Source organism: Demequina soli (assembly GCF_000971195.1).
In the GTDB taxonomy this organism is placed as follows: domain Bacteria; phylum Actinomycetota; class Actinomycetes; order Actinomycetales; family Demequinaceae; genus Demequina; species Demequina soli.
The window spans coordinates 339,098-352,978 of sequence record NZ_BBLZ01000002.1 but is presented as its reverse complement, the minus strand read 5'-3'; the positions used below and the strand labels follow the sequence as shown (position 1 = coordinate 352,978).

The following is a 13,881-nucleotide window of genomic DNA, read 5'->3' as shown; positions in this document are numbered from 1 at the left end:
GCTCAGATCCCCTGCCACCCCGGCTTGTGGTCCTGCGCCCAACGGTAGTAGTCCGCGAAGCGCAGCAGCGAGGCCGCACCGGGGTCCACGACGACGGTGACGCGCGGGTGGAGCTGGATCGCGGAGCCCGGCATCGACGCGGACAAGGGTCCCTCGACCGCGGCGGCGAGCGCCTCGGCCTTGGACTCGCCGAACGCGAGGAGCACCAGGTGGCGCGCCCGCAGGATGGTCCCGAGCCCCTGCGTGACGCAGTGGATGGGGACCTCGTCGAGCGAGTCGAAGAACCGCGCGTTGTCGAGCCGGGTGCGCTCCGTGAGCGTCTTGACGCGCGTGAGCGAGCCGAACGACGAGCCGGGCTCGTTGAAGCCCAGGTGGCCGGTGCGGCCGATGCCGAGCAGCTGGAGGTCCACGCCGCCGTGCACCTCGAGCGCGGACTCGTACCTCTCCCCCGCGGTCGCGATCGACTCGAGCGTGCCGTCGGGGACGTGCACGCGCGCACGGTCGAGCCCCAGCGGGACGGTCACCTCGCGGTCGACCACGGCGCGGTAGCTCTCGGGGTGGCCCGCGGGCAGCCCGACGTACTCGTCGAGCGCGAATGCGGACATCCGCGTGAAGTCGGTGCCGGCGGCCGCCTCGGCGCGCAGCGCCTCGTAGACCGGCAGCGGCGTCGACCCCGTGGCCACGCCCAGCGTGAACCGCGGGTCCTCGCGGACCTGTGCCGCGATGTGCGCCGCGACGAACGCGCCCGCCTCCGCGGGCGTCTCCAGAACGATGACCTCAGCCACGTCCACCTCCCAGCATCGCGGCGCCGACGGCGGCCACGGGTACGTCGATGTCGAGCGGCCGCATGCGGGCCGCCAGGTCGAGCGACGCGAGGAACGGGCTGGCGCCCGCCCACGCGTCGAGGATGCGGGTCGCGCCGTCCATGAGCTCGGCGCCCCACGCGGTCATGCCGCCGCCGACCACGACCTCGTCGACGTCGAGCGTGAGCACCAGGATGCGCACGCACGAGGCGAGCCCGTAGTAGGCGCGGTCGCAGATGTCGCGGGCCCGCGCGTCGCCCGCGGCGGCCGCCGCGACCACCTCGGGACCACCCTGGCCGTCGACGCCCCACTGCAGCGCGAGGCCCGAGCCGGAGGCGTAGGTCTCGAGGCCGCCGGGCAGCCCGTCCGCGCCGATGGGTCCGGCAGGGTCGACCGAGATGAGGCCGATCTCGCCTGCGGCGCCGCGCGCGCCGCGCCACACCCTGCCGCCCAGCACGAGCCCGGCCGCGAGGCCGGTGCCGAGGTTGAGGTACGCCATGGACCGGTCCGCGCCGTCGCCGGCGAGCACCCAGGCGCCGAGCGCGGCGACGTTCACGTCGTTGTCGACGGCCGGGCTGACGCCGAACGCACCGGCGAACTCGCCCGCGAGGTCGATCCGGTCGATGCCGAGGTTGACGGCGTGGGAGACCACGCCGTCGACGACGGTGCCGGGGCTGCCGATGCCGACGGTGACGTCGGAGGGCGCGACCCCCGCCTCGTCGCACGCGGTGCGCGCGCTGGCGAGGGCGGCGGCCATGACGGCGTCCGCGCCGAAGCCCGAGGGCTGGCGGTGGCGCGCGCGCACGGCTCCCGTCGCGTCCACGACGACGGCGTCGGTCTTGGTGCCGCCGATGTCGATGCCGAGGTGCATGTCAGTGTCCGATCAGCTCGAGCAGCGCCTCGCCGACCAGGCGTGACGCTCCGTAGGTGGCGACGTCGGCGGCCTCGTCCCCGGGCCAGCCCATGTCCACCACCACCGTGTCCCCCCGCCGGCGGACCGCGTCGATCGCGGCCAGCGCCCACGGGTATCGATGATTGTCCTTGCCGACCACGACCGCGAGGAACCCGTCCGGCACGGCGTCCGCGAGCGTCGCGGGGTCGCCGTCGGGCCCGAGCGACGCGAGCGGCGCGACGCCGGCGGCGAACGGCCCCCACGGGGCCGGGCCGACCGCCATGTTCGCGGCCGGATCCAGACGCAGCCACGCGCGCGGCCGGTCGTCGGCGAGGAGGCCGCGCGCCGCATCGTCCACCGCGAAGGTGTCGCGCACGCGATCCGCGCCCACGAAGCCGGGCAGGGTGGACGATGCGTCGGCGCGGCGGGCCGCGTGGGCGGCACCGAGCGCGGCGCACCGGTCGGACGCCTCGGCCACCCGCGCCGCATCGAGCGTGCCGCCGGCGACGGCGGCCTCGATGGCGGCGGCGACCGCGCCGATCTCCTCGTCCGGGTTGACCGAGCCGAGGCACAGCAGGTCCGCGCCGGCGGCGAGCGCGAGCACGGCGGCCGCGGGGATGCCGCGGCCGGCCGACGCGCCGGCCATGTCGAGCGCGTCGGTGACGATCACGCCCGTGAAGCCGAGCCGCTCGCGCAGGAGGCCCTCGAGGATGGGTCGCGAGAACGTGGCCGGCAGCTCGGGGTCGAGCGCCGGGACCATGATGTGCGACGTCATCACGGTCGCGGTGCCGGCCTCGATCGCCGCGATGAACGGCGGCAGGTCGCGCTCACGCAGGGTGTCGACGTCGGCGTCCACGGTGGGAAGCGCGTGATGCGAGTCCTGCGCGGTGTCGCCGTGGCCGGGGAAGTGCTTGGCGCAGGCCGAGACGCCCGCCCGCTGGACGCCGCCGACCCAGGCGGCCGCGTGACGCGACACGAGGTCCGGGTCGGTGCCGAAGCTGCGGATGCCGATGACGGGGTTGCGGGGGTCCGCGTTCACGTCGACGTCCGGCGCGAGCGTGAGGTCCACGCCCACGGCGGCGAGCTCCGCGCCCACCCGGGCCGCGACGGCCGCGGTGGCGGGCGCATCGTCCAGCCTCCCGAGCACCGCGTTGCCGGGAAACGGCGAGCCGACGGCCTGGTAGAGCCGGGAGACGTCACCGCCCTCCTCGTCGATCGCGACCACGGCGCGCGGGTTGGCGGCGTGGATCGCGTCGGTGAGGGCGCGCAGCTGCTCCGGGGAGGAGACGTTGGCGGCGAACAGGCACACGCCGCCGAGACCGTCGCGCAGGCGCCCCTCGAGCCACTCGGGCAGCGTGTGGCCCACGAAGCCCGGCATGAGGACGGCGAGGGGGTTGACCACCGTGCTCATCCCTTGACCGCGCCGCCCACGAGGCCCTGCGCCATCCGGCCCTGGACGAACATGAAGAAGATGATGACGGGGATCGCGAGGAGGGTCGATCCGGCCATCACCTGGCCCCACTCGATCATGCCGAGGCTGGAGGGCTGGGCGAAGTTGCGCAGCCACAGCGGCAGCGTCTGGGTCTGCTCGGAGGTGAGCAGGATCGACGCGAGCGCGAACTCGTTCCACACCTGCAGGAAGGCGAACACGCCGGAGGCGACGAGGCCGGGGGCGAGCAGGGGGAACGTGACCCGCATGAAGGCCTGGAACCGCGAGCAGCCGTCGATCATGGCGGCCTCCTCGAGGTCGGCGGGCACGCCGGCGACGAATCCGCGCAGCATCCACATGGTGAACGGGATCACGCCGGTGAGGTAGATGATCGTCACTCCGCCGATGGTGTTGAGCAGGCCCAGTCCGGAGATCATCTTGTACTGCGCGATGAACATGGCCTCGGCGGGCAGCATCTGGACCAGGATGATCGCAAGCACGAGCGCCTTGCGGCCGCGGAACTTGAACCGCGAGATCGCGAGCGCGCCGAGGAACGCGAACACCAGGCAGATCACGAGCGTGATGCCGGTGATCGCGAGCGACATGCCGAGCGAGCTGAGGAAGGTCGAGTCGTGGAGGACCGCCTTGTAGTTGGTCCACGTGCCGCCGAACGGCACCCACGTGGGCGTGAGCGAGTAGATGGTGGTCGAGGAGAGGAACGAGGAGTTCACCATCCAGTAGACCGGGAACGCCCAGGCGATGGCGAGGATGATCGCGAGGCCCGCGCCGACGTGGCGCAGGGGCGAGCGCTTGGTGGTCACTGGTTGTCCTCCTTGAGGAGCTCGCGCACGTAGAACCAGCTGAGCGCGATGGTGAAGAGCATGACGAGCATCGCGGCCGCGGCGGCGACGCCGAAGTGGCCCTCGCCGATGCCGAGCCCGTAGATGTACGTGCCGAGGAGGTCGTACTGGGTGCCGGCGGCACCGAAGCCCTGCAGGAGCTCGATCTGCGCGTACACGCGCAGGTCCCAGATGAACTGGAGCAGCAGCAGGATCACGAGGATGGGGCGGATGATCGGCAGCGTGATGCGCCGCAGCATCTGGAGGCCGCCGGCGCCGTCGAGCTGGGCCGCCTCGACGACCTCCTCCGACACCTGGGTGAGGCCCGCGTAGACGGACATCGCGACGAAGGGCACCGATGCCCACGTGATGATCACCGACGCGACGAAGAAGAAGCTGAGCGGCTGCACCAGCCAGTTGTGGCCCACGAGGTCCACGCCGGGGATGAAGCTGAGCAGGTAGTTGAGGACGCCGTTGCGGTCGTCGATCAGCCAGTTCCACACGGTCATCTGGGCGACGATGGGCATGGCCCAGGCGAGCAGCATCGCCACCTGGAGCGTGACGCGGGCCCACGCCGCGATGTTCTTCATCAGCAGCGCGAGGGCGATGCCGAGGCCCATCGTGGCAAGCGCGGTGACCGCCATGAAGATGACGGAGCGGAGCAGGATCGCCCAGAAGTCGCCGCCCGACAGCAGCGTGACGTAGTTGTCGAGGCCCACCCAGGTGGGTGCCTGGCCGAACTGCTGTGCGAGGCCGTACTCGCGGAAGGAGTTGTACACCTGCCAGCCGAGCGGGTAGCCGAGGCCCACGAGGAGGGCGATGACGGCGGGCGCGGCGAGGATGTACGGGAGCGGGGACCGGCGGCGCTTGGTGGAGCGCGGGGCGGGCGCGGCAGGGGCGGTGGTGGCCTCCGGCGCCGACGCTGTGGTGGTCATTGGTGTGCCTCTCGGTGATGCTGAGGATCTGTCCCCCCATGACACGGGCCCGGGTGCGGGGCACCCGGGCCCGTGGTGGCGGCGTGAGCCGCCCGGGCGGCTCGCGCCGCCTCTCAGGGGGTATGTCAGCCGTTGATCAGCGCGTCGATCTTGGCGTCGTACTCGGCCGCGAGCTTCTCGACGTCGCCGCCCTTCGCGACCGCGGCGAAGTACTGCTCCATCAGCTTGGCCTCCTCGATCGCGGCCCAGCCCGGCGCGGCCGGGGTGAGCTTGGCCGACGACGCGGCCTCGAGGGCGAGGTCGCCCATCGCGGCGACCTCGGTGTACTTGGCGGAGTAGTCGAGGTTCGCCGGGCCGAGGCCGTTCTCGGCGAGCATCGTCTGGTAGTCCTCGGAGAAGATGATCCGCATGAGCTCCTTGGCACCCTCGGGGTGCTGCGTGGCAGCCGAGATGCCGATGTTGGAGCCGCCCGCGAACACCGGCGCGGTGCCGCCGTCGACGCCCGGGAGGACGTAGGCGCCGAACTTGTCGTCGTTCCAGGTCGCGACCTGGTCGCCGGCGTCGTTCGTGGACAGGTCGCCGAGCGACCAGTAGGCCCAGTTCGGGGCCATGGTGGTGGCGGCCGGGGTGCCCGACAGGAAGCCGTCGTTGATGGCCTGGTAGCCGGTCGAGTCGTCGTCGGTGACCTGGGCGACCGACGCCTTCTGGAACAGCTCCTGCCACTCCTTCATGCCCTTGACCGCCTCGGGCGAGGACAGCGCGGCCTTCCAGCTGGAGCCGTCGTAGGTGGCGATGTCGCCGCCGTTGGCGAAGATCCAGGAGATGCCGTCGCGCCAGTCCTGGCCCGGCACGTACATGCCGCCGACGCCCTGGTCCTTGAGCGAGGCGTTGACGGTGGTGACGTCCGCGAGCGTGGTCGGGACCTCGACGCCGCCCTGCGCGTAGAGGTCCTTGCGGAACCACACGAGGCGGGAGCCGAAGTAGTACGGGAGGGCGTACTTGGCGTCGCCCACCGAGCCGGCCTCGACGAAGCCGGGCAGCAGCGAGTCGCCGCCGAGCTCGTCGTACATGTCGGAGATGTCCATGAACGCGCCGACCGTGGTGAACGTCGCGGCCTGCGTGTTGCCCACCTCGGTGACGTCGGGCGTGTTGGCCGAGTCCGGCAGCGCGGTCGTGAGGGACGCGATCGCGTCGCCCCAGCCGATCTGCTCGACGGTGAGGTTGCCGCCGTTCTCGGTGCTGTAGGTGGTCTTGAGGTAGTCGATCAGCGCGTCGGGCGTGTCGGTGCCCATCAGCCACAGGGTGATGTCCTCGGCGGCGGCGGTGGTGGCGCCACCGGTCGGGTCGGCCGAGGTGGAAGCAGCAGGCTCGGAGGGCGACGAGCAGCCCGCCAGGGCGATCGCGCCGGCGGCCGCGAACGCGGTCACCCCCAGCATCGTCTTCTTCATTCCGGTTCCTTTTCTTGGTGTGGTGCCGCGGCCGAGCGGGTCGCGGAGGTGGGGACGAGGGTCAGAAGACCCCCAGCTGTCCTGTCAGGACCATGACCGCGGCACCGAGCACGACGATGTCGCGCCCGAGCGTGGTCATCCGTACCGCAGGACCGCCGTGGGAGTCGGCCATCGTGCGGGAACGGATCGTCTCGGCGGCGGAGTCGAGAAGGGTGCCGTCGAGAAGATCGAGGGGGCCGCTGAGCACGACCTCCCCAAGATTGAGTGCGCCCACCACGGGCGAGATCGAGATGCCGAGGCGCTCGCCGGCGGCCGCCAGGACGGCGCCGCGGTCCGTGTCGTCCCGCGCCGCCTCGAGGCGGGCCTGCAGGCGGGGGATGGCGAGCCACGTCTCGAGGCAGCCGACCTTGCCGCACGCGCACGTCTCGCCGCCGTCGGTGCCGACCACCACGTGGCCGATCTCGCCGGCGGCCGAGTGCGCGCCGCGGACCAGGCGGCCCCCGACCACGAGGCCGGAGCCGACGCCGCGGCCCACGCGGATGAGCAGCGTGTCGTCGTCCGCGCCCCCGAAGGTGCGCTCGGCCAGGGCGGCCGCATTGGCGTCGTTGGCGACCAGGACCGGGAGGCCGGTCCTGGCGGCGAGCGTGTCCTGCAGGGCGACCGCGGACCAGCCGAGGTTCGGCGCGGACAGGACGGTGCCCGCATCGTCCACGATGCCGGGGCTGCCGACGCCGACGCCCAGGACGGGCGCGTCGGCGCGGGCGACGAGGCGGGCGAGGAGCTCGGCGACGGCGTCGACGGCCGCGGCGCCGGTCACGCCGGTGACGTCCATGTGCTCGCGGTGGAGGACGGTGCCGTCGAGGTCGGTGACGACGCCGCGGAAGAGGCTGTCGTAGGACAGGTCGAGCGCGACGATCGCGAAGCCGGACCGGTTGATGTCGAGCACCGTCGCGGGCTTGCCGGGCCGCGCGTCGGCGCGGATGCCGAGCTCGATGACCAGGTCGTCGGCGATGAGGTCCGCGACGAGGTCGGAGATGGTGACCCGGGTGAGGCCGACCGCGCGGGCGAGGTCGGCGCGGCTGAGGCCCTCGGAGCGGTACAGCTCCTGCAGCACGAGCGCCCGGTTGTGGCTGCGCGCACGCTCCGGCGTGACGCGGGCGCCGGCGCGCACGACCGACGCGAACCGCCGCTGCGTCTGCGTGCCGCGCTCCGCTGCGAGCGCCGCTCCCTGGTGGGTCCCCTGCTGGGTCATGTTCGTTAGTAAAGGTTACTAACAATCAATCCGCAACCCCTTGTTCACCGATCGTTACCGCTCCGTGATGTAAGCGTTCACATGCCGCACGCGGTGGCGCCGCCCTCCCGCGCCCTCCCGCGCCCGTCCTCGCCCCGTCCTCGCCCCGTCCTCGCCCCGTCCTCGCCCCGTCCTCGCCCCGTCCTCGCCCCGTCCCCAACCGGCGCATGGACAGCCGACCGCCCGCCGCGACCAGGGATGACGGTGCGGGTCGGTCGTCTCATACGGCGGTTAGGCCGTACGCAGCCCCGCAGCGCGCAGCCCCGCAGCCCCGCGGGTCGAGACGCGCGAGGGCCCCCGGGGACGTCCCCGGGGGCCCTCGCGTCTGAGCCGCGGATCAGATGAGGCCGAGCTCCTTGACCGCGTCGCGCTCCTCGACCAGCTCGGCGACGGAGGTCGCGAGCCCGGCCTCCGCGGCCGGAGACATCTCGAGGCCCTGGACGATCTCCCACGCGCCGTCCTTCGACACGCACGGGAAGCCGGAGATGATGCCCTCGGGCACGCCGTACGAGCCGTCCGAGACGAGGCCCACCGACGTCCACGCACCCTCGGGCGTACCGAGCGTCCAGTCGCGCACGTGGTCGATCGCCGCGTTGGCCGCGGACGCCGCCGAGGAGGCGCCGCGCGCGTCGATGATCGCCGCGCCGCGCTTCGCGACGGTCGGGATGAACGTGTCCGCGACCCACGCATCGTCCGCGATCACGGCGGGCGCCGGGCGGCCCGCGATGACGGCGTGCGCGACGTCCGGGTACTGCTTCGCGGAGTGGTTGCCCCAGATCGTCACGTTGGAGACCTCGGACACGCCCACCTCGGCGCGGGCGGCGAGCTGCGCGAGCGCGCGGTTGTGGTCGAGACGCATCATGGCCGTGAACCGCTCCGCAGGCACGTCGGGCGCGTGCGAGGCGGCGATGAGCGCGTTGGTGTTCGCCGGGTTGCCCACCACGAGAACGCGCACGTCGGAGGCGGCGCCCGCGTTGATCGCGGCGCCCTGGGGGCCGAAGATGCCGCCGTTGGCCGCGAGCAGGTCGCCGCGCTCCATGCCCGGGCCGCGCGGACGCGCACCCACGAGCAGCGCGACGTTGACGCCGTCGAACGCCTTCGTGGCGTCGTCGAAGATCTCGACCGAGTCGAGCAGCGGGAACGCGCAGTCGTCGAGCTCCATCGCGGTGCCCTCGGCGGCCTTGACCGCCTGCGGGATCTCGAGCAGGCGCAGGCGCACGGGCGTGTCCGCGCCCAGCATGGCGCCCGAGGCGATGCGGAACAGGAGCGCGTAGCCGATCTGGCCGGCCGCGCCCGTGACGGTGACGGTGACGGGGGTGGTGCTCACGTCGTCGTGACTCCTTACAGCGGGGTGGGGATGGGGAGGTCCGGGCGGGCGACGCCGCCCGGGTGGGGACGATGCGCCGGTCACCGACGCATCGTCCCGTGGCACTCAGGCCAGGCGCGCCGAGAGGTTGGCGTCGAGGGTCGCGAGGAACTCCTCGGTGGTCTGCCACTCCTGGTCGGGGCCGACGAGCAGCGCGAGGTCCTTGGTCATCGCGCCCGACTCGACGGACTTGATGATGACGTCCTCGAGCGTCTCGGCGAAGCCGGTGACCTCGGGGGTGCCGTCCAGCTTGCCGCGGTGCTTGAGGCCGCCGGTCCACGCGAAGATCGACGCGATCGGGTTGGTCGACGTGGGCTTGCCGGCCTGGTGCTGGCGGAAGTGGCGGGTGACGGTGCCGTGCGCGGCCTCCGCCTCGACGGTCTGGCCGTCCGGGGTCATGAGCACGGAGGTCATGAGGCCCAGCGAGCCGAAGCCCTGCGCGACGGTGTCGGACTGGACGTCGCCGTCGTAGTTCTTGCACGCCCAGACGTAGCCGCCCTCCCACTTCATGGCCGCGGCGACCATGTCGTCGATGAGGCGGTGCTCGTAGGAGATGCCGGCGGCGTCGAAGTCCGCCTTGTACTCCTTCTCGAACACGTCCGCGAAGATGTCCTTGAACTGGCCGTCGTACGCCTTGAGGATCGTGTTCTTGGTCGACAGGTACACCGGGTAGCCGCGCTGCAGGCCGTACGCGAACGAGGCGCGCGCGAAGTCCTCGATGGACTTGTTGAAGTTGTACATGCCCATCGCGACGCCGCCGTCGGCGCCGTAGTTGGCGACCACGTGCTCGATCGGCTCCGAGCCGTCCTCGGGCGTGAAGGTCACCGTCAGCTTGCCGGCGCCGGGCACCTTGAAGTTTGTGGCCTTGTACTGGTCGCCGTGCGCGTGACGGCCGATGACGATCGGCTTGGTCCAGCCCGGCACCAGGCGCGGGATGTTGGAGATGATGATCGGCTCGCGGAACACCACGCCGCCGAGGATGTTGCGGATGGTGCCGTTGGGCGAGACGTACATGCGCTTGAGGCCGAACTCCTCGACACGCGCCTCGTCGGGCGTGATGGTCGCGCACTTGACGCCGACGCCGTGCTTCTTGATGGCGTTCGCCGCGTCGATGGTGATCTGGTCGTCGGTCGCGTCGCGCGACTCGATGCCGAGGTCGTAGTACTCGAGGTCCACGTCGAGATAGGGATGGATGAGGCGGTCCTTGATGAACTGCCAGATGATCCGCGTCATCTCGTCGCCGTCGAGCTCGACGACCTTGCCCTCGACCTTGATCTTCGCCATGCGTCAGTCCTCACACCTTCGGGGATGGTGGCACCAGGCTAGTCCACGCGTCCGGGCCCTAGGTCACGGTGCCGTAGGGGCGCGCGGAACGTGCCGCGTGCCCTCTCGCGCAGGGACGATGCGCGTGGAACGATGCGACAGAGCGCGCCGGATGCGACGCGCCTGACAGGAGGACGCCATGACGCAGCCCGAGTTCGATCCCGAGTCCGACGCCACCGACGTCGACGAGTTCACCGAGGAGATGGCCGAGGCGGTGTGGGGGGAGGACGTCTCCGGCCCGAGCCTCGTCGCGCGCATGCTGGCCGAGGCGGTGGGCACGTTCATCCTCGTCCTCATGGGCGTGGGCTCCGCGCTGTTCCTCAGCGTCGGCAACAACGGCACCCTGACCGCGGCGTTCGGCTTCGCGATGGGTGTCGTCATCGCCGCCGTGATCTTCGCCGGCATCTCCGGCGCTCACCTCAACCCCGCCGTGACGGTGGGCGTGTGGCTGTCGGGCCGCTTCCCCGGCCGCGACGTCGCGCCGTACATCCTCGCGCAGCTGATCGGCGCGACCGTGGCGGGCGCCCTGCTGTTCGGCCTCGTGTCGGGCCACCCCAGCGTCGACGACGCCCGCAACTTCATGTCGAGCGGCGCCAACGGCTACGGCGACAACTCCCCCGCCGGCTTCAACATGCTCTCCGGCCTCATCATCGAGATCGTCATCGCGGCGCTGCTCGTCGCGGTCGTGCTCTCGGTCACGTCGCACCGCGCCGTGCCCGGCATCGCGCCGTTCGCGATCGGCCTCACCGTCGGCTTCCTCGTGCTGCTCGCGATCCCGTTCACCAACGGCGCGCTCAACCCGGCCCGCGCGACCGGCATCGCGATCTTCTCGGAGACGTGGGCGCTCAAGGAGCTGTGGCTGTTCTGGGTCGCGCCGATCCTCGGCGCCGCCATCTCGGGCCTGCTGTTCCGCGCGTTCGGCCCCGAGGAGGACCTGGTCACCGTCGAGGTGATCGAGACCATCGAGGACTGATCGCACGATTCCCAATGACAGATGTGACGCGTGTCCCACGCGTCACATCTGTCATTGGGAATCGTCAGCCGAGTGGGGTCGTGAGGCCCAGGAACCCGAGCACCAGGGCGAACACCGCCAGCACGGTGACGTCGATCGCGCGACGGCGCACGGAGAACGAGCGCCCGATGGGCGTCACCACGCGCGCGACTGCGCCGGCCGCGGCGAACACCGCGAGCCCGAGCACCGCCACCCGCACCCCGACGACGAGGCCCGACAGCGCGATCGCGACCACCGCGACCGTCACCGCGACCGCGACCCCGAGGGGCGTGCGCGTCGTGTCACCCATGCGTGCTCCTAGTGGAAGAAGTGGCGCGTGCCGGTGTGGACGAGCGTGACGCCGGCGGCGTCGGCCGCCGCGACCACCTCAGCGTCGCGCACCGAGCCGCCGGGCGAGACCACCGCGCGGACGCCCGCGTCGGCGAGCACCTGGAAGCCGTCCGCGAACGGGAAGAACGCGTCGGACGCGGCGACCGAGCCCGTGGCCCGCTCCTCGCCCGCGCGGCTCACCGCGAGGCGGCACGAGTCGACGCGGTTGACCTGGCCCATGCCGATGCCGACGGCGGCGCCGTCCTTGGCGAGCAGGATCGCGTTGGACTTGACCGCGCGGCACGCGCGCCACGCGAACTCGAGCTCAGCGAGCGTCGCCTCGTCGGGCACCGGTCCGCCCACGTGCTGCCACGTCGCGGCGGCGTCGCCGGGGGCGTCGATCGCGTCGAGCTCCTGGACCAGCAGGCCGCCCGTGACGCGACGCCACTCGGCCGTGAGCGGGGCGGGGTCGATCTCGAGGATGCGGAGGTTCTTCTTCGCCGCGAGGATCTCGACGGCCTCGTCCTCGTAGCCGGGCGCCACGACCACCTCGGTGAAGATCGGGGCGATCTGGCGGGCCGCCTCGGCCGTCACCACGCCGTTCGCGGCGATGACGCCGCCGAACGCGCTGATCGGGTCCGTCGCGTGCGCCTTGGCGTGCGCCTCCGCGATGGTGGCGCCGACCGCGATGCCGCACGGGTTGGCGTGCTTGATGACCGCGACCGCCGGGCCCGCGTGGTCGTACGCGGCGCGCACGGCGGCGTCCGCGTCGACGTAGTTGTTGAACGACATCTCCTTGCCGTGGAGCTGGCGCGCGCCGGCGATGCCCGCGCGGGTGCCGTCCGTGTACAGCGCGGCGGCCTGGTGCGGGTTCTCGCCGTAGCGCAGCTCGGCCTCGCGGGTGAACGATGCGCCGATCCAGCCGGCGAGCGCGGCGCCGTCCTCCTCGGGGGCCTTGGCGGTCATCCAGGTCGCGACCTGGACGTCGTAGTCCGCGGTGTGGCGGAAGGCCTTGGCCGCGAGGCGGGTGCGCTCGGGCAGCGTGAAGCCGCCGTGGCCGATCGCGTTGGCGACGGACTCGTAGTCGGCGGGGTCGACGACGACCGCGACCGAGGGGTGGTTCTTGGCGGCGGCGCGCACCATCGACGGGCCGCCGATGTCGATCTGCTCGACCACCGCATCGTCCTCCGCGCCCGACGCGACGGTCGCCGCGAACGGGTAGAGGTTGACCACGACGAGGTCGAACGCCTCGATGCCGAGCTCCTCGAGCTGGCGGACGTGGTCGGGGAGGCGGCGGTCGGCGAGGATGCCGGCGTGGACGCGCGGGTGGAGCGTCTTGACGCGCCCGTCGAGGCACTCGGGGAACCCGGTGAGCCCCTCGACCGGGGTGACGTCGACGCCCGCGGACGCGATCCGCTGCGCGGTCGAGCCGGTGGACACGATCTGCACGCCCTCGTGGGCGAGCGCGGTCGCGAGCTCCTCGATGCCGGTCTTGTCGTAGACGGAGATGAGTGCGCGGCGCACGGCCTGACGCTCGGTCATGGTTCCTCCCGGATGGTTGAGGGCGCGGCCCCGATGCGGACGGAGCGGCCCGTGACGGTCCACCCGTCGCGCGCCATGCGGCCGAGCGTGCGGGCCACGAGGCCCCGCTCGACGTCCTTGATGCGCTCGTGGAGGGTGGCCTCGGTGTCGTCGTCGAGGACCTCGATCGCCGCCTGCGCGACGATGGGTCCGGTGTCCACGCCGGCGTCGACGAGCATGACGGTGCAGCCCGTCACCTTCGCTCCCCCGGCGAGGGCGTCCCTCACCCCGTGCGCACCGGGGTAGGCGGGCAGCAGGGCGGGGTGCGTGTTGATGATGCGTCCGCCGAAGCGGTCGAGCGTCGGCTCGCCGAGCAGGCGCATGAAGCCCGCGAGGAGCACGAGGTCGGGGTCGAACGTCGCGATGGTGCGCGCGATCGCCTGATCCCACAGGGCGCGGGACTCGAAGTCCGCGAGCCGGACCACCGCGGTCGGCAGGGCGTGCTCGTGCGCGATGGCGAGCGCGCCCGCGTCGTCCTTGTCGGTGATGACACCCACGACGCGCGCGCCGTAGGACTCGTCGCGCGCCGCGTCGAGCACGGCGCGCATCGTGGACCCGGCTCCCGAGGCGAGCACGACGACACGCCGGGAGCGGGGTGCGTTTGTCACGGCGTCGAGCCTATCGGCATGCTGGGGTGCACACCGACCGAGGGA

The 13,881-nt window shown here is 72.2% G+C and carries 13 protein-coding genes; 1 reads left to right on the top strand and 12 read right to left on the bottom strand.

The features are described 5' to 3' along the window. Positions 1–2: 2 nt before the first annotated feature. The 9 genes from AOM04_RS05085 to AOM04_RS05045 all read right to left on the bottom strand — a co-directional run bounded on the left by AOM04_RS05085 (position 3) and on the right by AOM04_RS05045 (position 10,287). On the bottom strand, positions 3–785 hold the full coding sequence (locus tag AOM04_RS05085) for a glucosamine-6-phosphate deaminase (RefSeq protein ID WP_062463975.1): 783 nt from the start codon (positions 783–785) through the stop codon (positions 3–5). Further along, complete coding sequence (locus AOM04_RS05080) at positions 778–1,674, bottom strand: ROK family protein (protein WP_062463279.1); 897 nt, start codon at positions 1,672–1,674, stop codon at positions 778–780. Before AOM04_RS05080 ends, AOM04_RS05085 begins: the two co-directional genes overlap by 8 nt. A gap of 1 nt (position 1,675) precedes the next feature. Continuing rightward, positions 1,676–3,106, bottom strand: a complete 1,431-nt coding sequence (gene nagZ / locus AOM04_RS05075; RefSeq protein WP_082104390.1) for a beta-N-acetylhexosaminidase — start codon at positions 3,104–3,106, stop codon at positions 1,676–1,678. Continuing rightward, the gene (locus AOM04_RS14475) at positions 3,103–3,945 is read right to left on the bottom strand and encodes a carbohydrate ABC transporter permease (protein ID WP_228373615.1); all 843 of its coding nucleotides are present in this window, start codon (positions 3,943–3,945) and stop codon (positions 3,103–3,105) included. Before AOM04_RS14475 ends, nagZ begins: the two co-directional genes overlap by 4 nt. Further along, the gene (locus AOM04_RS14470; RefSeq protein ID WP_062463273.1) at positions 3,942–4,898 is read right to left on the bottom strand and encodes a carbohydrate ABC transporter permease; all 957 of its coding nucleotides are present in this window, start codon (positions 4,896–4,898) and stop codon (positions 3,942–3,944) included. The genes AOM04_RS14475 and AOM04_RS14470 overlap by 4 nt, the downstream gene beginning before the upstream one ends. 125 nt (positions 4,899–5,023) lie before the next feature. After that, a complete protein-coding gene (locus AOM04_RS05060; RefSeq protein ID WP_062463270.1) occupies positions 5,024–6,346 on the bottom strand; it encodes an extracellular solute-binding protein in 1,323 nt (440 codons plus the stop codon). 61 nt (positions 6,347–6,407) lie between these two features. Further along, on the bottom strand, positions 6,408–7,598 hold the full coding sequence (locus tag AOM04_RS05055; protein ID WP_082104389.1) for an ROK family transcriptional regulator: 1,191 nt from the start codon (positions 7,596–7,598) through the stop codon (positions 6,408–6,410). Positions 7,599–7,974: 376 nt separating this feature from the next. Next, the gene (locus tag AOM04_RS05050) at positions 7,975–8,964 is read right to left on the bottom strand and encodes a malate dehydrogenase (protein WP_062463267.1); all 990 of its coding nucleotides are present in this window, start codon (positions 8,962–8,964) and stop codon (positions 7,975–7,977) included. Between the two features lie 105 nt (positions 8,965–9,069). After that, a complete protein-coding gene (locus AOM04_RS05045; RefSeq protein WP_062463264.1) occupies positions 9,070–10,287 on the bottom strand; it encodes an NADP-dependent isocitrate dehydrogenase in 1,218 nt (405 codons plus the stop codon). A 178-nt stretch (positions 10,288–10,465) separates the two neighbouring features. Here AOM04_RS05045 and AOM04_RS05040 point away from each other — a divergent pair, with 178 nt between their 5' ends. Further along, positions 10,466–11,299, top strand: a complete 834-nt coding sequence (locus tag AOM04_RS05040) for an aquaporin (RefSeq protein ID WP_062463262.1) — start codon at positions 10,466–10,468, stop codon at positions 11,297–11,299. Positions 11,300–11,363: 64 nt separating this feature from the next. Here the strand turns inward: AOM04_RS05040 and AOM04_RS05035 are convergent, their stop codons facing one another. From AOM04_RS05035 to purN, 3 genes are read right to left on the bottom strand one after another with little or no spacing between them, the layout of a single operon-like run. Continuing rightward, positions 11,364–11,627, bottom strand: a complete 264-nt coding sequence (locus AOM04_RS05035; protein WP_062463258.1) for a hypothetical protein — start codon at positions 11,625–11,627, stop codon at positions 11,364–11,366. Between the two features lie 8 nt (positions 11,628–11,635). Beyond that, positions 11,636–13,189, bottom strand: coding sequence for a bifunctional phosphoribosylaminoimidazolecarboxamide formyltransferase/IMP cyclohydrolase (gene purH / locus AOM04_RS05030; RefSeq protein WP_062463254.1), 1,554 nt, complete (start codon positions 13,187–13,189; stop codon positions 11,636–11,638). Next, positions 13,186–13,836, bottom strand: a complete 651-nt coding sequence (gene purN / locus AOM04_RS05025; protein ID WP_062463251.1) for a phosphoribosylglycinamide formyltransferase — start codon at positions 13,834–13,836, stop codon at positions 13,186–13,188. Before purN ends, purH begins: the two co-directional genes overlap by 4 nt. Between the last annotated feature and the right edge of the window lie 45 nt (positions 13,837–13,881).